The 20,492-nt window shown below is 60.4% G+C and carries 19 protein-coding genes; 14 read left to right on the top strand and 5 right to left on the bottom strand.

From position 1 onward, the window contains the following. Positions 1-5 precede the first annotated feature (5 nt). Positions 6-1,337: a type VI secretion system baseplate subunit TssK gene (gene tssK / locus OQ248_RS22585; RefSeq protein WP_114883825.1), complete on the bottom strand. Its 1,332-nt coding sequence runs from the start codon at positions 1,335-1,337 to the stop codon at positions 6-8. Between the two features lie 46 nt (positions 1,338-1,383). Further along, entirely contained in the window at positions 1,384-1,830 is a 447-nt protein-coding gene (locus OQ248_RS22580) for a type VI secretion protein (protein ID WP_085732262.1), read from the bottom strand. 228 nt (positions 1,831-2,058) lie between these two features. Between OQ248_RS22580 and tssB the strand changes: the two genes are divergently transcribed. The 12 genes from tssB (at position 2,059) to OQ248_RS22520 (ending at position 15,895) form a co-directional block, all read left to right on the top strand. Continuing rightward, positions 2,059-2,601: a type VI secretion system contractile sheath small subunit gene (gene tssB / locus OQ248_RS22575; RefSeq protein WP_007958861.1), complete on the top strand. Its 543-nt coding sequence runs from the start codon at positions 2,059-2,061 to the stop codon at positions 2,599-2,601. Between the two features lie 29 nt (positions 2,602-2,630). Beyond that, positions 2,631-4,115 (top strand): type VI secretion system contractile sheath large subunit, encoded by a 1,485-nt coding sequence (tssC, locus tag OQ248_RS22570; RefSeq protein ID WP_085711487.1) that lies wholly within the window; start codon positions 2,631-2,633, stop codon positions 4,113-4,115. Positions 4,116-4,192: 77 nt separating this feature from the next. Next, the gene (locus OQ248_RS22565; RefSeq protein WP_025111453.1) at positions 4,193-4,690 is read left to right on the top strand and encodes an Hcp family type VI secretion system effector; all 498 of its coding nucleotides are present in this window, start codon (positions 4,193-4,195) and stop codon (positions 4,688-4,690) included. 15 nt (positions 4,691-4,705) lie between these two features. Continuing rightward, complete coding sequence (tssE, locus tag OQ248_RS22560) at positions 4,706-5,149, top strand: type VI secretion system baseplate subunit TssE (protein ID WP_265814065.1); 444 nt, start codon at positions 4,706-4,708, stop codon at positions 5,147-5,149. Next, a complete protein-coding gene (tssF, locus tag OQ248_RS22555; protein WP_265814064.1) occupies positions 5,133-6,926 on the top strand; it encodes a type VI secretion system baseplate subunit TssF in 1,794 nt (597 codons plus the stop codon). The genes tssE and tssF overlap by 17 nt, the downstream gene beginning before the upstream one ends. Further along, positions 6,890-7,915 (top strand): type VI secretion system baseplate subunit TssG, encoded by a 1,026-nt coding sequence (tssG, locus tag OQ248_RS22550; RefSeq protein WP_265814063.1) that lies wholly within the window; start codon positions 6,890-6,892, stop codon positions 7,913-7,915. Before tssF ends, tssG begins: the two co-directional genes overlap by 37 nt. A 1-nt stretch (position 7,916) precedes the next feature. Beyond that, the gene (gene tssH / locus OQ248_RS22545) at positions 7,917-10,457 is read left to right on the top strand and encodes a type VI secretion system ATPase TssH (RefSeq protein ID WP_265814062.1); all 2,541 of its coding nucleotides are present in this window, start codon (positions 7,917-7,919) and stop codon (positions 10,455-10,457) included. A gap of 96 nt (positions 10,458-10,553) precedes the next feature. Continuing rightward, positions 10,554-11,624, top strand: coding sequence for an OTU domain-containing protein (locus tag OQ248_RS22540; RefSeq protein WP_265814061.1), 1,071 nt, complete (start codon positions 10,554-10,556; stop codon positions 11,622-11,624). 118 nt (positions 11,625-11,742) lie between these two features. Then, the gene (locus tag OQ248_RS22535; protein ID WP_265814060.1) at positions 11,743-12,405 is read left to right on the top strand and encodes a hypothetical protein; all 663 of its coding nucleotides are present in this window, start codon (positions 11,743-11,745) and stop codon (positions 12,403-12,405) included. A gap of 62 nt (positions 12,406-12,467) precedes the next feature. Further along, positions 12,468-13,253: a hypothetical protein gene (locus tag OQ248_RS22530; protein WP_265814059.1), complete on the top strand. Its 786-nt coding sequence runs from the start codon at positions 12,468-12,470 to the stop codon at positions 13,251-13,253. Positions 13,254-13,330: 77 nt separating this feature from the next. After that, entirely contained in the window at positions 13,331-15,340 is a 2,010-nt protein-coding gene (tssI, locus tag OQ248_RS22525) for a type VI secretion system tip protein VgrG (protein WP_265814058.1), read from the top strand. 12 nt (positions 15,341-15,352) lie between these two features. After that, positions 15,353-15,895 (top strand): toxin-antitoxin system YwqK family antitoxin, encoded by a 543-nt coding sequence (locus OQ248_RS22520; protein WP_265814057.1) that lies wholly within the window; start codon positions 15,353-15,355, stop codon positions 15,893-15,895. Between the two features lie 231 nt (positions 15,896-16,126). On the opposite strand, the gene OQ248_RS22515 is transcribed toward OQ248_RS22520, so the two are convergent. Then, a complete protein-coding gene (locus OQ248_RS22515; RefSeq protein WP_085732036.1) occupies positions 16,127-16,522 on the bottom strand; it encodes a DUF4280 domain-containing protein in 396 nt (131 codons plus the stop codon). 190 nt (positions 16,523-16,712) lie between these two features. Here OQ248_RS22515 and OQ248_RS22510 point away from each other — a divergent pair, with 190 nt between their 5' ends. Both OQ248_RS22510 and OQ248_RS22505 read left to right on the top strand, forming a co-directional pair. Next, positions 16,713-17,780, top strand: coding sequence for a phosphotransferase family protein (locus tag OQ248_RS22510; protein WP_096820222.1), 1,068 nt, complete (start codon positions 16,713-16,715; stop codon positions 17,778-17,780). 38 nt (positions 17,781-17,818) lie between these two features. Then, positions 17,819-18,586, top strand: a complete 768-nt coding sequence (locus OQ248_RS22505; RefSeq protein WP_085687598.1) for an SDR family oxidoreductase — start codon at positions 17,819-17,821, stop codon at positions 18,584-18,586. A gap of 45 nt (positions 18,587-18,631) precedes the next feature. Here OQ248_RS22505 and OQ248_RS22500 read toward each other — a convergent pair whose 3' ends face one another. Both OQ248_RS22500 and OQ248_RS22495 read right to left on the bottom strand, forming a co-directional pair. After that, a complete protein-coding gene (locus tag OQ248_RS22500; protein ID WP_265814056.1) occupies positions 18,632-19,285 on the bottom strand; it encodes a TRIC cation channel family protein in 654 nt (217 codons plus the stop codon). Between the two features lie 903 nt (positions 19,286-20,188). Beyond that, entirely contained in the window at positions 20,189-20,431 is a 243-nt protein-coding gene (locus tag OQ248_RS22495; protein WP_265814055.1) for a DUF1652 domain-containing protein, read from the bottom strand. Positions 20,432-20,492: the final 61 nt, after the last annotated feature.

The following is a 20,492-nucleotide window of genomic DNA, read 5'->3' as shown; positions in this document are numbered from 1 at the left end:
TGTGATCAGGCACTTTCACTGTTCTGGGCGACAAACAGCACCACTTGCCACGGACTGCTGGTCAACCGGGTGGCCGGCGCGGCGATCACCAGCGGCAATTGCGCGTCGAACCAGTTGCCTTCGGCTGTCACCACAAACAGTCGGGTGTCGTCGCCGACGCTGTAGGCCACTTGCTCGCTGCGACTCATGGCCTGGTGCGTCAGACCGCTCATGCGCTGGCGGCTGAGCAAGGCGATGTGCGGCGCCGAGGCGATGATCGCGCCGCGCAGCCACTCGCCGGCCGCCTGCTCACTGGCGCCGTTGGGCATGCGCAGGCCGATGACCAGCCGCTGGCTCGGCTGCTCGTCCGGCAACTGAATGGAGAAACTGTGTTCGCTGCGTTCGAATGCGATGCTGCGATAACCTGCGCGGATGAGCTCAAGCGTGGTTTCCAGCCAATCGAGCAGCGGTTCGTACCCACGCTGCAATTCGAAAAAATCCAGCGGCGCAAACGACGGCACGCCCGCCAGCGGATCCAGCGCCGACCACGCGCCGGCCAGCCCCAGCAACTGCACATACAACGCCTGCGGATGGGCGATGCGACTGTTCAGCGAGCCTTCGACTTCCGGCAGTCGCGTCCATAACGCGGTCAGTTGGCGGCGAATCTCCAGCGCATCGTCCTGATTGCCGGACTGTTGTGCCTGACGCAGACGCCCGCCGAGAAACAGGCATTTCTCCCGGGCCCGCGCACAGAGCCCGGCAATCCGCCGACCCAGCGGCGATTCCGGCAACAGGACCGGCGTCGGCGGTGTATACGGCAACGGCAGGAAGCCGCCACCCTCCCTGCGAATTTTCAGCAACGGCAGGCAGATCGAATCCGCCTTGTTGAGTTGCGTGCACAGACGCGGATTGGGTCGCCACACGGTAATCGATTCAGGGAATTCGCCGCTGGTGAGATCCGGCAGGGCCTCGCCGACCACCGACTGTAAACGGCCCTTGAGCGGCAGCAATTGACCGGCGCGCCACAAAGGGCTGATCGCCAGGTACACGGTGACCGTTGCATCGTCGGTTTCGTTGATCGACGGGCCGACATCCAGCTCCACCAACGGCCCGACACCCGCCTGCAGATTGACCGGCAAACCATCGGGCATCGTCCCCTGCAAGGACATCACCCGCACCACCCCGGCACTCATCGCCGAAGGGTCGAACTCCATGTGACTGACCCCGAAGAACCACGGGTTGCACGCCTGGGCCAGATGCGCGCCGAGCGCTTCGGCCCGCAGGCCCTGCAACTGAAAATGCTGTGGCAGCAATTGCATGCCTTCATGCCAGCAGACCGCGTCAGGTAGCAGACTCATACGACTCCCTTCGACTGCACCGCGAACCGGCGGCGGACGGTTTTTTTCAGTTTTCCTTGCTGACCAGGGTCATCTCGCGGCTGTCGAACTTGAGCCACGCATCGCTCTGATCGTCCAGCCGCAAGCGGTGCGCTCCGGGTGTGTTATAGCTGGCGAAGACTAAAAGTCCAGCCGCCCGCTTGCCCCCCAGCGGGAAGGGTTGGCGGTCGATGAATTGCCCCGGCACCAGCTCCAGTCCCCACACGCTCATCAGCTGACGATAGTCGCGCTGGTACTGCTCGCGCCCGGCGAACCACTGCTGGGCGCTGATGCCCGACAGTTGCTTGAGCAGGTCTGGGTCGTTGACCGCGATGAAATCCACGGCGATCGGGGTGTCGTCATTGGCCTTGGGCGCGACGTCGAGGGTCAGGCTGTCGAGGTCGACTTTCGGCCCGAAGAATGAACAGCCCGCGAGCAGCGCAAAGCCGATTGTTAGAAAAAGTCGTGAAGACAAAATGAATTTTCCTTTTCGCGAGACAGTCCAAAAACGTTTTTCGCTTGCATTTTTATAGACCTGTTCTAGCGTCTTGGGTAGTTCGGTTCCTACAGCCGAATGTGGAAGGTTTGTCAAAGGAACGACAGGTCATCTGCCTCCCTTTCTAACCTGTGGTCCAGCAAGGGAAAGCGATGAACGGGCCTCCCCGATGCATTGCGCCCGCTCATCGCATCGGAGTCCGCCGACATGGCAGAAAGTACCCAGCACAAGCTCGACCGGGTTCGCCCGCCCCGAGTGCAAATCACCTATGACGTCGAAATCGGCAACGCCATCGAGAAAAAGGAATTGCCGCTGGTGGTCGGGATTCTTGCCGATCTCTCGGGCAAGCCGCTCGAACCACTGGCAAAACTGACCGAACGCCGTTTCACCGAAATCGACCGCGACAACTTCAACGACGTCCTCGCCTCCATCGCCCCTCGCGCCACGCTGCAAGTCAACAACACTCTCAGCGGCGACGACAGCAAGCTGAACATCGAACTCAACTTCAAACACATCGACGATTTCGACCCGGTCAAGGTGGTGGAGCAAGTCACTCCGCTGCGTCGCCTGTTCGAAGCCCGTCAGCGCCTGCGTGACCTGCTGACCAAACTCGACGGCAACGACGATCTCGACAAGCTGCTGCGCGATGTCATCGCCAACACCGAAGGCTTGCAAGAGATCAAATCGGCTCGCCCGGACACCGCTGTCCCGGCCGCTGATGCCGAGGCCCCGGCCGAACCGCAAGCCTGATCGTCCACCTGACCGAGGAAGAATTCGCCATGCCCGCCGCCGCCCAGAATCAAGCCAGCGAAAATGCTGCCGCCGAAACTTTATCCCTGCTTGACCGGATCATCGCCGAGGGCCGCATGGCCCATGACGACAGCCAGCAGGACTACGCCCGCGACATGCTCGCGGAATTCGCCACCCAGGTACTCGACGAAGGCATGGCCATCGACAAGGACACCGTGGCGATGATCAACGACCGCATCAGCAAGATCGATGAACTGATCAGCGCCCAGCTCAACGAGGTGCTGCATCACCCGGACCTGCAAAAACTCGAAGCGTCCTGGCGCGGCCTGCACATGCTGGTGCAGAACACTGAAACCAGCACCCGGCTGAAACTGCGCCTGCTCAACGTGACGCAGAAAGAGCTGCAGAACGACCTGGAAAAAGCCGTCGAGTTCGACCAGAGCGCGTTGTTCAAAAAGATCTACGAAGAGGAATACGGCACCTTCGGTGGCCACCCGTTCAGCCTTTTGGTCGGTGACTACACCTTCGGTCGTCACCCACAGGACATCGGCCTGCTGGAAAAACTCTCGAACGTTGCCGCCGCTGCGCACGCGCCATTCATTGCCGCAGCCAGCCCGCGCCTGTTCGACATGAACAGCTTCACCGAACTAGCGGTGCCCCGTGACCTGTCGAAAGTGTTCGAGAGCCAGGAACTGATCAAGTGGCGCTCGTTCCGTGAGAGCGAAGACTCGCGCTACGTCTCGCTGGTGCTGCCACACTTCCTGCTGCGCCTGCCTTACGGCCCGGACACCTCGCCGGTGGAAGGCATCAATTACGTCGAAGACACCAACGGCACCGATCACAGCAAATACCTGTGGGGCAATGCCGCATGGGCGCTGTCGCAACGCATCACTGAAGCCTTCGCCAAGTACGGCTGGTGCGCGGCGATCCGTGGCGCTGAAGGCGGCGGCGCGGTCGAAGGTCTGCCGGCGCACACTTTCCGTACCAGCTCCGGCGACCTGTCGCTGAAATGCCCGACCGAAGTGGCGATCACAGACCGCCGGGAAAAAGAGCTCAACGACCTCGGTTTCATCGCCCTGTGCCACAAGAAGAACAGCGACATCGCGGTGTTCTTCGGCGGCCAGACCACCAACAAGTCCAAGGTCTACAACACCAACGAGGCCAACGCCAACGCACGTATCTCGGCGATGCTGCCGTACGTACTCGCGGCTTCGCGATTCGCCCATTACCTGAAGGTGATCATGCGCGACAAGGTCGGCAGCTTCATGACCCGCGACAACGTGCAGACCTACCTCAACAACTGGATCGCCGACTACGTGCTGATCAACGACAACGCGCCGCAGGAAATCAAGGCGCAGTACCCGCTGCGTGAAGCGCGGGTGGACGTCACCGAAGTCGCCGGCAAACCCGGTGCCTATCGCGCGACGGTATTCCTGCGGCCGCACTTCCAGCTGGAAGAGCTGACCGCGTCGATCCGCCTGGTCGCGACCCTGCCGCCTCCGGTAGCAGCCTGACCTGCCTGCGCCCGCAGGATTTCCCTGCGGGCGCTCCCCCGTTTGTCTAGCGCGACAACCTTCAGGAGTTTCAAGCGATGGATGCAATCATTCTCGACCTCGGCGGCGACATCAAAGGCGACAGCCTGCTCGAGGGCTACAAGGACAAGATCGAAGTCATGTCCTACAGCCACAACGTGGCGATGCAGGTGACCAACGACGTCAGCAACTCGGAGCGTACCTCCGGCCGACCTCACATCGGTGAATTTACCCTGACCAAATTCATCGACAGCTCGACCCCTTCGCTCAACGAATATTGCTGTGCCGGCAAGCCGATCCCGGAAGCCAAGATCACCATCGGTCGCAATGCCGCTGAAGGCAGCGGGCAGATCATGCCGTTCATCATCTACACCCTGACCAACGTGGTGATCTCCAACGTCAGCGTCAGCGGCGGCACCGGGGGCAAACCGGTGGAAACCCTGTCCCTGAACTTCACCAAGATCAAATGGGAACTCACCGCGCAAAAAGACGACGGCACCAAGGAAGGCACCGCCGGCACGGTCTGGGATCTGGCGGCCAACAAGGCCAGCAAGTAACCGGACGCCCTCGCCATGGCAGGCACCGGCATACGTGCACCGCTGTTCGAACGCCTCGCCTGGAGCGAGGCCGACGAGCCGCCGTTGTTCAATCGGCAGGATTTGCTCGACTCGGTGCATGCCGAGCTCGGGCGCCTGTTCAACACCCGCCGTGGCCCGCGCGCACTGACGACACCCCCGAGCGTGATCGACTACGGCATCGCCGACTGGAGCGCCCTGCAACAACAGCGCAGCGATGACCGCCGTCGCCTGGCGCGGGACATTCGCGAGGCCATCACCCACTTCGAACCGCGCCTGCTGCTGGGCGAGGTTCAGGTCAATCCCCTCCCCGAACAGCCCCAGCGATTGAGCATCCGCCTGCTCGGCGAATTGCGCAGCGGCTCGCTGCACTGGCCGGTGGCCTTTGTCATCGAGCCCGGCAACGAAGGGCTGGAGGTGCGCCATGAGCGACTCGATTGACCCGCAACTGCTCGACTATTACCAGCGTGAACTGACCTGGCTGCGCCACGCTGGCAGCCAGTTTGCCGAACGCTACCCGAAAGTCGCGCGGCGATTGGAGCTGTCTCCCGGTGAGTGCCCCGACCCGCACGTCGAGCGATTGCTCGAAGGCTTCGCCCTGCTCGCGGCGCGTCTGCAACGGCGTCTGGATGACGACTACGCCGAGTTCAGCGATGCTCTGCTGGAGCAGCTCTATCCCTTGGCCGTGCGCCCGCTGCCGTCCTGCGCCATCGTGCAGTTCGAGCCGGACCCGAGCAAAGGCAAACTCGACGGCGGCTATCCCCTGCCCCGTGACACGCCACTGTTCGTCACCACCAGCAAGGGCGAAAGCATTCACTTTCGCACCAGTGCCGCCGTGCGGCTGTGGCCCATCGAAGTGACCGAAGCGCTGTTGCTCGGCAGCGACGAAGCCCAGGCGTTGACCAGTGTGGCGCAGTCCCGTTCGGCCTTGCGCCTGAGCCTGCGATGCCTGGGCGAAAGCCAATGGTCCGAGCTGGAGATCGACAGCTTACGCATTCATCTGGCCGCCTCACCGGTGATCAACGCCGGCCTCTATGACCTGCTCGGCGCCCATGCCGTGCAGGTGCTCGCAGGCTCGCCGGGGAGCATTCCGGCGAAGGTGAAGGGACTGCCACAGATCGTCGGGTTCGCCGACGACGAAGTGCTGCTGCCGGACGAGGACGGCGTGCACCCGGGCATGCGCCTGCTGGCGGAGTACTTTGCCTTCCCGGAGAAATTCCACTTCTTCGACCTGCCGCTCTCCGGCGTATCCAGCGACAGCCAGACGCTTTACCTGTACATCGTTTTCGACCGTGCGCCGGCGGGTCGATTGCACTTGCAGGCCAGCGACATCGCCCTCGGCTGTGCACCGGTGATCAATCTGTTCCCGCGCACCTCCGAGCCGCTGCGCCCCGACGGCACCCGCAGCGAATACCGACTGGTCGCCGACAGCCACCGGGAAAACAGTGTCGAGATCCACAGCATCCGCGCGATGCGCTCCAGCTCCAGCGCCGGCGTGCAACGCCTGCCCGCCTATTACGGCAGCCAGCACAGCGGCGGCGATCAACAGCGGTACTGGCATGCGCGGCGAGTCAGTGGCCAGTCGCCGAACCGGCTCGGCAGTGATCTTCTGGTCAGCGTCGTCGACACCCGTTTTGAACCGCAAACCGACCTGCCCGACTACAGCCTCACGGCCGAACTGCTGTGCACCAACCGGCACCTGGCCCAGAGCCTGCCGGCCGGTACACCGCTGGGATTCGAGCGGCCTGGGCCGGTGGCGTGGGCACGCCTGCGCAATCCGCCGAGCCCGCAGAGTCTGCCGCGACTGGACGGCGATTCGCGCTGGCGGCTGGTGTCGCAACTGACCCTCAATCATTTGTCGCTGGTCGAAGGACCGCAGGCGCTGGATGCGCTGAAAGAGTTTCTGCATCTGCATAACCTGCGCGATGAGTCCAGCGCCCTGCGCCAGATCGATGGCTTGCTGAGCCTTGCCTGCGAACGGGTAATCGGCCACGTTGGCGCCGATGCCTGGCGTGGCTGGCGCAACGGACTTGAAGTGCAGTTGCAGCTCGATCCGCAGCATTTCGTCGGCAGCAGCGCGGTGCTGTTCTCGGCGGTGCTCGCGCAGTTCTTTTCGGTGTACGCCACGGCCAATCGCTTTGTGCGCACGGTGCTCATGCAGGCTGACAAGGAGGTCAAGGCATGGCAACCCCAAGCCGGCATGCCCCTGTCGCTCTGACCCTGGGCCAGCGACTGCGCCGCGATCCGCAGGCGTTCGAATGGTTGCAAGCGTTGCTGTTGCTGGAGCGCGAACAGCCGCAGGCCGACTCCCTCGGTTCAGGCACATCGCCGCAGGCCGAAGCGCTGAAATTGCGCGGGCCGTTGACGCCCGTGTTCGCCGCCAGCCAGATCGAAAGCCTGGAAGAAAAACCCGGTGAACCGCTGACGCTCAACTCGCCGATGTTCGGCCTCGGCGGCCCCGACGGCCCACTGCCCTACGCCTATCAGGAATGGCTGCAACAACGGGCCCGGGCCAAGGATCACGCGCCCGCCGAGTTCCTCGACCTGTTCCAGCATCGGCTGCTCAGCCTGCTGTACAAGGTGATGCGAAAACACCGGATCGCCCTTGGCTTCACCACGCCCGGCGCCTCGCCGGTGCAGGCGCAATTGCGGGCCCTGACCGGGTTGTTGCCCAAGTCCCTGCAGGAGCGCCAAGCGATTCCCGACTGCGCCGCTCTGGCCTGCACCGCGTTGTACGCCGATGGCCGTCGGTCGTTGGCGGGGTTCGCAGCGATTGTCCGCGAGCAATTTTCCATACCGGTGGAGCTGAGCGCCTATGAAGGTGCATGGCGTGAAATTCCGGCCGCCAGCCGCAGCGTCATGAAGGCTGGCGGGCGCAATCTGCAACTGGGTCGCACCGCCGTGGCCGGCACGCGGGTATGGGATGAACATGCCGGGATTCGTCTGACGCTCGGGCCATTGTCCTCGGCGCAGGCCGGGAGCTTTCTGCCGGACGGCGAATCGCACCCGGCACTGGCGAGCCTGGCGGCGTTGTATTTCGGCCCGGATCTGGACGTGAAACTGGTGATGCTGGTACGCGGTGCCGGGCCGCTGAAGCTTGGTCGCCAGGCCCCGGCGTTGTTGAGCTGGAACGGTGGTTTGCAGCGTCAGGCCAGCCTTGCTGTGCAACGGATCGAAACCCGTCTTCGTCAGCTGGAGATCACCTGAAATGGAACTGGCCAGCCTGATCGGACGCCTCAACCCGGACAACCGACGCGCCCTCGAACGTGCCGCCCAGCGCTGTTTGCAGCGCGGGCATCACTTTGTCGAGATCGAGCATCTGTTGCTGGAATTGCTCGACATCGACGGCGGCGATTTTGCTTTCCTGCTGCCGCGTTTCGGGCTGGAACGGGATGCACTGACAGCTGAAATCAACAAGGCACTGGACCTGTTCAAGGCTGGCAGCACGCGCACCCCGGCGCTGTCCTCGCACACGTTGGGATTGCTGGAAGATGCCGTGGTGCAGGCCAGTGTGCTGGGGATCGACAGCATTCGCTCCGGGCTTTTGCTTCTCGCGTTGATTGATCGTGACGAGCGCCGAAGCCTGCTGCTCAACAGTGCGTCGTCATTGCTGCGGATTCCGAAAGAAGCCCTGCGCGCGAATCTGCTGGAGTGGACGGAGAACTCCCGCGAGCATGCAGGCCCGCGCTCTGTGTCTTCTGGAAATCCGGCGCCACGGCAGGACTCGGTGCTGGACCAATACACCCAGGACCTGACCGCCGACGCCCACGCCGGACGTATCGATCCCATCGTTGGTCGCGATGGCGAGATTCGTCAGTGCATCGACATTCTTCTGAGGCGCCGGCAGAACAACCCGATTCTGGTGGGCGCGCCGGGCGTGGGCAAAACCGCCGTGGTCGAGGGCCTGGCGCTGCGCATCGCCGCCGGTGACGTGCCGCCGTCGCTGCAGGAAGTCAGCCTGCGGGTGCTCGACCTGGGCCTGTTGCAGGCCGGTGCCGGGGTCAAAGGCGAATTCGAACAACGGCTCAAAGGCGTGATCGATGCAGTACGCAGCGCCGACAAGCCGATCATCCTGTTCATCGACGAGGCTCATACCTTGATCGGCGCAGGCGGAGCCGAGGGCGGCAGCGATGCGGCCAACTTGCTCAAACCGGCGCTGGCCCGAGGTGAATTGCGCACCCTCGCCGCCACCACCTGGATGGAATACAAGAAATATTTCGAGAAGGATCCGGCCCTCGCCCGCCGCTTCCAGCTGGTGCAGGTCGAGGAGCCGGATGAAATCACCGCGGTGGAAATGCTTCGCGGCGTGGCCGCCAAACTCGAACAGCATCACGGCGTACAAGTGCTGGATGCGGCGATCCACGAAGCGGTGAAACTCTCGCACCGTTACATCTCCGGCCGCCAGCTACCGGACAAGGCCATCAGCGTGCTCGACACCGCATGCGCCCGGGTCGCCCTCGGCCAGCACGACGTGCCGCCACCGCTGGAGAGCCTGCGCCACCGGCAAAACAGCCTCAAGGATGAAGTCGAACGCCTGCGCCGGGAGCAGGCCACCGGGCTGGATCATCGTGAACGCATCACCCTGCTGGAAAGTGAATCGAAGACCAACGTCCAGGCCATCCGCGAACTGGAAACTCGCTGGAGCGAAGAGCGCGTCGCCGTGCGCGAACTGCTCGAGACCCGCCGCGAGTTGCTGGCGTTGAGCGAAAGCGCCGACAGCGACAAACCCGACGAAGCCACTGACAGCCGCATCGATCATCTGGCCGCCGAACTGCTGCGCCTGGAGGCGGGACTGGATGCGATTCGCCAGGACGACCCGCTGGTTCCGGAACAGGTCGACAGCAAAACCGTCGCTGCCGTGATCGCCGGCTGGACCGGCATCCCCGTCGGCAAGATGCTCGCCGACGAAGCCCATGCCGTGCGAACCCTCGGCACCCGCATGGGCCAGCGCGTCATGGGCCAGAGCACCGCGCTGAACACCATCGCCCAGCGTTTGCAGGCTTATCGCGCAGGGCTCACCGATCCACAAAAACCGGTCGGTGTGTTCCTGCTGGTCGGGCCCACCGGTGTTGGCAAAACCGAAACCGCGTATGCGCTGGCCGACGCGCTGTACGGCGGCGAACGCAACCTGATCAGCATCAACCTTTCCGAATATCAGGAAGCCCACACCGTCAGCCAGCTCAAGGGCGCCCCTCCGGGTTACGTCGGTTACGGCAGCGGTGGCGTGCTGACGGAAGCTGTTCGACGCAAACCGTATTCGGTGGTGTTGCTGGACGAAATAGAGAAGGCGCATCCGGATGTGCTGGAAGCGTTTTACAACGTGTTCGACAAGGGCTTGATGGAAGACGGCACCGGGTTGGTGGTCGATTTCAAGAACACCGTGATGCTCGCCACCAGCAATGTCGGTGCCGAATTGCTACTCGACACCCCGATGTCGCAAATCGGTAGCGAAGCCTTCAACGAAGCGCTGCACAAAGTCCTCCTGCAAGCCTTCCGCCCGGCGTTTCTGGCGCGCATGACGGTGGTTGCGTATCGGCCGCTGGATGAGCAGACGCTGGAAGGGATTGTGCTGGCGAAGCTGGAAAAACTGCGTGGCCGCTACAAGGCGGCGACCGGCAAACAGTTCGAGTTTGATTCGGGAATTGTGAAAGCGGTGCTCGCCAAATGCAGCGCGGCCGGCGCGCGGGATGTCGAGAATGTGTTGATGACACAAGTGACAGGGAAGTTGGCGGAGTGGGTATTGGAGTGATCTCCAGATTACCCCACTCACAGTTAAAGGCCAAAGTTACGGGACATCCGTCAAGAACGGGAAGTCAACCCGAATTCAATTCAAGAGTGAAAATCAATGTGTGACTTCAGAAAAATCATCACGATCGAGAAAATAATCGATGAGTTTGGTTTAGTCCTGGACGCCCACCAAAGCAAGCCCCTGGAATACACAATTTACTCTGCCCCTGCACGATTCGATGATTCATCACCTTCAAACTCGGGAGATGCTCAAACCTATTTCTATCGAGCAATGACTGCGGAAGAATTCGAAGCGTTTCGATTCGGACTGGTTCTGTCGGCCGCCGGCCACCAAGGCTTCGCTTCATTTCGAAACTATAGCAAAGCCTATATGAACAAAATGTTTGGCCGAAGCAGCTATGCAGTATTGATTGAGGTATACGCTCCTGACTGGATCAAAGATTTGCACACTCATGGCTGGTCGAACGGAAAAGCGGAAAGTGGCGACATCTCCTGGGGTATAGGTCAAACACAATCCAATGGCTGGGCAAACACGGGAACAGTCAAGGCTTCAAACAGAAACCTGGCAAAATCTCCGCTAAGCCTATTTCAAGCGACACGTCGAAGATTCAAAGTCGTCAATCTCATAATCAAGACAAAAACCAAACAGAACGAAATTTTGTCTGCCCCCACCGAGGCGCCCTGGTTCAGGATATTCAGCACCATAGACACCGACCTAATATCGCCTTCAGATATAGAACTTCTAAAAAAAAGCAAAGGATTCTCGTCAGACCTTCCGCGACTTCCCGTCAGTCAGTCACGCGATGAAAATGGAATACCTACAGATGGCAATTGTCTTTTTCATACATTGGCCAGGTGTCTACAGCAACGAGGTGTACATGGGTTATCACACGAAGAACTGAGGAACTACGTCTGCCTGTACATGGAGAACAATCCAGCTTTTTGTTACAACTGGGATATCACTCCTGCTTATATTGCAGATATGAAACTTTCGGGAACTTGGGGTAGCGGAATAGAAATCGCGATCGTTGCACAGATGTACAACATCAAGATCAATGTTGTGATCCCAAACCAGGGTTTCACATCAACGATCGCGTTCAATGCAACGACTGAAACCGCACCCATGCAGATTGAATACAGAAATGGCAACCACTACACGACACCATAAAAAATCAAAGGGGACAGATTTAATTTTTCGCTCTCCCGGGAAAATAAATCCGCCACTTTTTGACTCAGTAAAAATAAATCCCATTCTGGGATGATTCACCCAAACAAGGCGATCGATTATGGGCAACTCTTCGTCAAGTTCCAAAAAAGCCAACCAACCTGCAGCATTGTTGTCATTGCTGCGCACAAACCCTGAAGCATTTTTCGGCAGCCATGCCGTGATTGTACGAGGTGGTTCCATAACGGCAGATTGCAACGTTTCCCCCGTCAGCACTACCAATGAAAGTGTCTTGCAACTGGACGTCACATCGACGGGCATCGATTGGTATATCCCCTATAAGCACTTTGGCGCCGGCTTTGTCGATGTGCCCAAAGGGCAAGACACCGGTACATTGATTGTCACTTGCTCAATGAATGGTTGTGCACTTTCCGTTCATGAAACAGCGACCGGCAACCGCTTTTATCACGATGCCGACGGAAAAAACATGCCGAGTCCGCTGCCTGACGGTGTTCACCCTATCGCCAAGTTTCGTCGCACCGATGCAGATTTTACCGGAGGTGAATCCACCGCCATTCAAGAGTTCCTGGCCCAAGCCAAAAAGCTTGCTGAAGCGGTAGTGGATGGCGAGGCCGAGTTTGTCAACACCTGGTATGAGCACACGATTATCTCGGTAAAAACGGATAAAGGCTGGGACGTTTATCGCAGTACCGTAACGATGTGGGGGACGAAATACGTATGGCTTAATAAAAACGTGCCTTTATTGGGATCATTTCTGGACTAACACGCGTTAAAAGAAGATCGACATGCAAGAGAGCCACCCTGACTACAACAAAAGGAGACGCCATGACACGCTGGGTCAATCAAAACGGCTCCATTTCGCCTGATCAAACAGTCTTTACGATGACCGCAGACCAATACGGCCCCATCTATGCCGTGCACGGTAAAACGATGGGAGCCACTTGGGCTCATTGTATTCTGGGGCCGGACATCGCTGCACCGGGAGGCATCCAGGTCAACAACAAACCCAGCATCGGCGGTGAAGGCTGGAATACGCCTTGGCTTGGAGTGGGATTTCCAGCCCACACCTTGATTGAAGATGTGGTGAGCTGGAAACGAGCGCACTTGATCAACGGTGAATGGGGTGGACCCGGCAATCAGTGGGATAACCTGACGATTCTCAGCTCGCAGGCCAACAGCTGGCACACCGGCATTGAAAATCATATTCGTAACTTCCTGAACACCTGCCGCAGCTTTGACCTGAAAAACCCTATGCCCAACTACTGGGTCGGTGTCGAGTATCAGGTCGTCAGATCGGTCGACACATTTGCCATACCTCCAGCCAATTCCAATGACCTCTACACCTTCGTACCGTCGCACATAGTGGTTCGATGGCGCGCTGTTTCGCTGCCGAAAATCGCGGGAGCTATCCACCTTGTGATCGCCAATGCCGTGGCCAATCGGGTGGCGCTGGCTGCCTTGCCAGTGAGTTTCGGCGGTTTCCCTCCCTACAATGTGCCCGGCGCGTTAGCGGCCCATCAACATACCGGCAACTACGTGGCTGGGGCGCCCGCCATGCATGCTCCCAACGCCAATAATTTTGATCAAGATGTGGAAATCCACAATGTATGAACAAGGATCGAACACGTATTAGAAGTCAATGCGGCCCCCTTCAAAACACTCCCCTTTCAAGGATTGGAGGATGATCGATGCCCCGCTCCACCGACAGCAACACGACCTTGTCCCTTACCGCCGCTTCGCTGTCGGCGCTGTACCCTGAGTCTTTGTCCGGCGACGAGGCCCTCAACATATTGGGCACGCAAACGCTCAATGGTCTGAATGACGGCACCAGCCTCACCCTGACCAGCGCCATCGCCAGCCACGTCACCACCACCCTGCACAACGACGCCCAACTGCGCCCCTTCGATGCGCTGGTCGCCGAAATCCGCCAACTTCCTGCCGACGCCACCGCCGAGCGCTATCAGCTCGTATTGCGTCCGTGGCTCTGGTGGCTGACCCTCGCCAGCAACAACCGCGTGTTCCAGAACCTCGCCACCTCGGACATCGTCACCACGATTTTCAAGGCCCACGGCTTCACCGATTTCAAACTCTCGCTGAGCGGCAGCTACACGCCCCGCGAATACTGCGTGCAATATGGCGAAACCGACTTCGCCTTCGTCTCGCGGCTACTGGAAGAGGAAGGCATCTTCTGGTTTTTCACCCACGACGAAGGCAAGCACACGCTGGTGCTGGGCGACAGCAATGACGCCTTCGTGCAGATCCCCAACGGCCCGAAGGTCAAGTATCTGGGTCAGCAAATGGGCGAGCGCGAGTTGCATGGCATCCGCTCGGGTCAGGTGTGCCTGCAAGCTGTGGCCGGGGTGTACAAGGCAACGGATTACGAGTTCACCACGCCGACCACCTCGCTCTATGGCCAGGCCGAGGCCGTGGCCGGGCCGCGTTCGATCTACGAGCATCCCGGTGGTTACAACGCCAAGGCTCGGGGTGATGCGCTGACCAAGCAACGGGTCGACGGTTTGCGCAGTGAAGAGAAACGTTTCGTGGGTGAAAGCGACTGCCGCTGGCTGATTCCGGGGCACTGGTTCACTCTCGATGGACATGAAGATCCGAGCCTGAATATCGACTGGGTGGTAACACACGTAACCCACGACGCCAGCCACGAAAGCTATCGCAACCGCTTCGAAGCCATCCCCAAAGCCACGCCGTTCCGCCCGACCCGCACCACACCGAAACCGCGCATGCATCCACAAACCGCCATCGTGGTCGGCAAGTCCGGCGAAGAAATCTGGACAGACGAATACGGCCGGATCAAGTTGCAATTCCCCTGGGATCGCGACGGCAAGAACGATGAAACCAGTTCCTGCTGGGTGCGTGTGGTGTTGCCGTGGAGTGGCAAGGGCTTCGGCATGCAGTTCGTGCCACGCATCGGCCAGGAAGTCATCGTCACCTTCATCGACGGCGATCCGGACCGGCCATTGGTCACCGGTTGCGTGTACAACGGCGACAACGCCCTGCCCTATGCCTTGCCGGCGAACCAGACCCAATCGGGGATCAAGACCCAATCGTCCAAGGGTGGCGGCGGTTTCAACGAGCTGCGTTTCGAGGACAAGAAGGATGCCGAAGAGGTGTTCCTGCAGGCGCAGAAAGACTTGAAGATCAACGTGCTCAACGACACCACTGCAACGGTCGGCCACGACGAAACCCTCACTGTGCAAAACGCCCGCACCCGCACGGTCAAGGACGGCGATGAAACCGTCACGCTGGAGAAAGGCAAACGCAGCGTGACCATCCAGACCGGCAGCGACAGCCTCGATGTGAAGGACAGCCGCACGGTAAAAGTCGGCGCCGACCAGAACCACAGCACCGGCGGCAACTACACCGACAAGGTCACCGGCGATTACAGCCTGACGGTGGACGGCAACCTGACGATCAAGGTCAGCGGCACCCTTACGCTGCAAAGCGGCGGCAGTTTCACGATCAAGAGCGGCGCCGATCTGGCGACCTCGGCCAGCACCTCGATCACCCAGAAGGCCGGCACCGCCATGACCAATCAGGCCGGCACCTCGCTGGACAACAAGGCCGGAACCACGCTGACCAACGATGCCGGCGTCAGCCTGACCAACAAGGGCGCGGCCTCGCAGACCGTGGACGGTGGCGGCATGCTGACCATCAAGGGCGGGCTGGTACAGGTCAACTGACAAGGAGTCGCCATGGCGATCACACCGCTGGATTTGCAGCAGAATGACAAACACCTCAAGGGGCGATTGCAGGACGGCCAGCTCGACGGCCCGTTGAATATCAAGGATGACGGTCGCCAGCAGGCAGACCTGAATTACAGCCAGGGCCAATTGCAGGGCACGTCCCTGCTCTACCACCCCAACGGCAAGGTCTCGGCGCAGATGCCGTTCGTGCGCGACAAGCTGCAAGGCGTCGCCAGTTTTTATGCGCCCGAGGGCTGGTTGCAGCGCAAGGCCACTTATCGGCGTGGGTTATTGCATGGTGAGGCATTCAACTACTTTCCCGACGGGCAAGTGGCGGAGGCCGAGTTCTATCGCGACGGTGTGCGTGAGGGGCGCTATCAACGCTTTCATCCCAACGGCAAACCGGCGGTGGATGCGCGTTATCTGAATGGGCGGTTGATGGAGCCGGAGCAAGGATTTGCCGAAGACGGGCGACCGCTGGATGCCGATGGCAAGCCGATTTCCCGGGTGCGCTGGTGGTTTCGCAAGTGGACGGATCCGCAGCAGGCCTGAAAGCCCAGAAGAGCCCCTCACCCTAGCCCTCTCCCAAAGGGAGAGGGGACCGATTGGGGGATATTGGTGAGATACACCGACGTGAAAGATTTGCGCTGAATCCATAATCGACTCGGTCTTTCAGGTCGATGTAGAACGTAAGACACCTCCGTCAGCTCCCTCTCCCTCCGGGAGAGGGCTGGGCGGGCGGCGTTCCGATGAGGGGGCGGGATTTCGCGCCAAATACAAAACTCAGGGAATCAACATCTGCATCTGCCCCGGCATCACGATCTTGATCACCCCCGCCCAGTTGCACATCAACGTGCTGTTGGCATCGATTGCCGGCATCCCGCCCAGCAGCAAGGTCGGCGCGCCGCCGGGGATCCACGGCGAGGCGGTCGCGGGAATGCACGGCATCGGCGTCAGTACGCCCAATGCCGCCGCCGTGGCAGCGGCGACCATCGGGTTGGCCATGCTCATGCACATGCCGAAGGTCGTGACGTTAACCAGCGGAATATGATCCATGATGTTCGCCGCCGGCATCCCGCCGGTCAGCGTGCGGTTGACCGGCAGCACGTTGAGCACCGCCGGCGCGGCGCCGAAACTGCATTGCAGGGTGGCGCTGGCACAGACTTGCGGGCAGCCCATTTCAAAGCTCCTTTGTGAACAAGGCATACGCGCTAAACCTTAGTCGCCAGCGGCCCGCCGCGCACATTCCCAAAGGTGATTATCGTCCAACACGCTAACCTATAAGACCGAACCGCGCTTGTGACCGCCCGAGCGCGCCATTAGATTAGCCAATGATGTCTGGCCTCCAAAATAAGCAGAAGGGATAAGCATGGCGCTTACTGACCAGTCCACCCGTATCCGCTCTGGCGAAGAACTCGATGCCAGCCTGATCGATCCGTACCTCAAGGCGCACATTCCGGGCCTGACCGGCACGCCGCAGATCAGCCAGTTTCCCGGCGGCGCGTCGAACCTGACCTACCTGCTGGAATACCCGGACCAGGAATTCGTCCTGCGCCGTCCGCCATTCGGCCACAAGGCCAAGTCCGCCCACGACATGGGCCGCGAATTCCGCATCCTCAACCAGTTGCGTGACGGCTTCCCGTATTGCCCGAAAGCCTACGTGCACTGCACCGACGATTCGGTGATCGGCGCCGAGTTCTATGTGATGGAACGGGTCAAGGGGATCATCCTGCGCTCGGACCTGCCGCCGGAACTGGGCCTGGATTCGGCGAAAACCGAAGCCCTGTGCAAGAGCTTCATCGACCGTTTCGTCGAGCTGCACCGGGTCGATTACAACGCTTGCGGCCTCGGTGATCTGGGCAAGCCGGAAGGCTACGTTGCCCGGCAGATCAAAGGCTGGAGCGAACGCTACGAAAAAGCCCTGACCCCGGACGCACCGCACTGGGAAAAGGTCAAAGCCTGGCTCAACGACAAGATGCCGGCCGACCACCCGACCTCCAGCATCGTGCACAACGACTACCGCTTCGACAACGTCATCCTCGACCCGAACAACCCGATGCAGATCATCGGCGTGCTCGACTGGGAACTGACCACCCTCGGCGATCCATTGATGGACCTGGGCAACACCCTCGCCTACTGGATCCAGGCCGACGACCCGGCACCGGTGCAACTGATGCGCCGCCAGCCAAGCCACGCCCCGGGCATGCTGACCCGCCGCGAATTCGTCGACTACTACGCCGAGCGTTCGGGCATCCAGATCGACAATTTCGACTTCTACTACACCTACGGCCTGTTCCGCCTGGCCGGCATCGTGCAGCAGATCTACTACCGCTTCTTCCATGGCCAGACCCAGGACAAACGCTTCGCGCAGTTCATTCACATGAACAAACTGCTGGAGCACATGAGCCTGCAGGTCATTGCCAAATCCAGCCTCTGATGACGGCGTTATAACAAGGCTCACTACAAGGGAATCCCATGTCCAAGACTCAGTTGTTCGACCTCGACGGCAAGATCGCTTTCGTCTCCGGCGCCAGCCGTGGCATCGGTGAAGCCATCGCCAAACTGCTGGCCCAGCAAGGCGCCCATGTGATCGTTTCGAGCCGCAAACTCGAAGGCTGCCAGCACGTGGCCGACGCCATCATCGCCGCCGGCGGCAAGGCCACAGCGGTCGCCTGCCACATCGGCGAAATGGAACAGATCAGCCAGGTGTTTGCCGGGATCAAGGAACAGTTCGGCCGTCTGGACATTCTGGTCAACAACGCCGCGACCAACCCGCAGTTCTGCAACGTGCTGGACACCGACCTCGGCGCCTTCCAGAAAACCGTCGACGTGAACATCCGCGGCTACTTCTTCATGTCGGTGGAAGCCGGCAAGCTGATGCGCGAAAACGGTGGCGGCAGCATCATCAACGTGGCCTCGATCAACGGCATCTCGCCGGGGATCTTCCAGGGCATCTACTCGGTGACCAAGGCCGCCGTGATCAACATGACCAAAGTCTTCGCCAAGGAATGCGCGCAGTTCGGCATTCGCTGCAACGCCCTGCTGCCGGGCCTGACCGACACCAAATTCGCCTCGGCGCTGGTGAAGAACGACGCGATCCTGAAACAGGCCCTGACGCAGATCCCGCTCAAGCGCGTGGCCGACCCGAGCGAAATGGCCGGCGCCGTGCTGTACCTGGCGAGCGATGCTTCGAGCTACACCACCGGCGTATCGCTGAACGTGGACGGCGGTTTCCTGTCCTGATCCGCCGCTGATGTAAAAGAAAAGGCAGCCCAAGGGCTGCCTTTTTCATGCCTCCAGAACCTTCGGCAACTGCCAGCCGAAATGCACCGACAACAAGCGCAACAACAGACACGCCGCCCCCGCCAGCAACGCAGCCGCCACCGGCGAAACGCCCAGCCTGCGCCCGACGATCAACACCGCCGCGCCGACAAACGCCGAACTGGCATACAGATCCGCCTGCAACACCACCGGCACCCGCGCCAGCACAATGTCCCGCAGCACCCCGCCGCCGACGCCGGTAATCGTCCCCATCAGCATGGACACAAACGGCGAAATGCCGAAATTCAACGCCTTCTGCGCCCCGGCCACGGCAAACAGCGCCAACCCCGCCGCGTCCAGCACGATCAGGGTCGAACCGGACCAGCCCAGCACCTGCTCATGAAAAACAAACGCCACCCCGCCCATGGCAAACGCCAGCGCCGGATAGCGCCAGTCAGCCACAGCCTTGGGCGGCGTAGCGCCGATCAACAGATCACGGGTCACCCCGCCGCCGAGTGCGACGATGAAGGCAATCACCATCACCCCGAGCAGATCGAGTTGAGCGTGCATCGCGGCAATGGCGCCTTCAACGGCAAACACGGCGGTACCGACCAGATCCGCCACCAGCACAATCCACTCGACCCGCGCCCTCGACGGCGCGTGCGTTATTGAGTGACGCAACGCGTCTTGGTGATGTGTCGGGTTACCTGCCCGTCGGCATACATGTCACCGGCGACCTCGGTATTTTCCATCACCTGACAGGTGCGTTCAGGTGGCGGAGGCGGCGCTGCCGGCGGAGGGGGTGGAGGGCTGGCACAGCCACTGAGCAGCACCAGACCGAAAGCCGACAACAACGAAAAACACACGCGTTTCCCAGGATTGTTCATAGGATGACCCGCGATAAATGGAAGACAAACTCCCGTCGCCGAGCGTGCAAATACCCGGTTATGGAAACCGAACCACTCATTCCTTATAGACCAGTGGGGGGTGAGTGCCAGTGGGATGGTGGGATTGGGGGGAAATGGCTGTCGATTTTGGGGTGGGGTGAACAAACGGACCGTGTGTTCCGACAGATTCTTGAACAACCTCAAGAACCAGCCCTCACCCCAGCCCTCTCCCGGAGGGAGAGGGAGCCGATCGTAGTGACTATTTGAATTACATCGACCTGAACACCGAGTCGAACTCAAGCTTTGAAGAGCACACAAGTCGGCTTTACGCTCTTCACCACTCAAAACGATGAGCGTTAGCTCGAGTACCGCTTTTGATCGCAGGGCCCGTCGGAAGGCTGAGTGGAGGGATTGATCCGGGGGTGGGAGCGCAGCGACCGTTTGGCGAAGCCAAACACATCGAGAGGAGGTGCAGCGAAGCAAACCGTAGGCGATGCCCCCCGGATCAATCCCGGAGCGAAGGAACACCGAGCCAAAGCGAGGTGCCGAACGTCAGGGGCACAGACCTTTTGGTTCCTTTTGGGGCGTTTGCCAAAAGGGACTCGCCGTAAGGGCGAAACCGCCAGCCGCAACACCCGAAGCAACGGATATTCACCCAAAAAAACCATGAACCTGGTCGGCCCAGAGGCCGCCAAGTTCACCCCGGCGACCGCAAAGAATTACTCTCAAGCTCATACCGCAATTCATCAATCAAGGCATCCACCGCTTCCGGAGTACGCAAGGCATCCAGACTCAACCCACTGATCACCAGATCAACCTGCCCGGAAGCCGGGTGATACAACTTCACAGTAAGCGAGTGATCCCCATCCACCACACACTCACAAGCCAACGGCGAAAAACTGCGCTCAAGCTGCGCCCGCAACTGCGCCAGATAAATCATCGCGCCAGCTCCGCACAACGAGACTCGACAACAAACAACACATTCATAAGGGGCTGATCCA

The sequence above is a fragment of the Pseudomonas sp. COW5 genome, assembly GCF_026240005.1.
Taxonomy (GTDB): Bacteria; Pseudomonadota; Gammaproteobacteria; order Pseudomonadales; family Pseudomonadaceae; genus Aquipseudomonas; species Aquipseudomonas kribbensis.
Note: the sequence above shows the minus strand (reverse complement) of the source record. Positions and strands in the feature narration are given on the sequence as shown.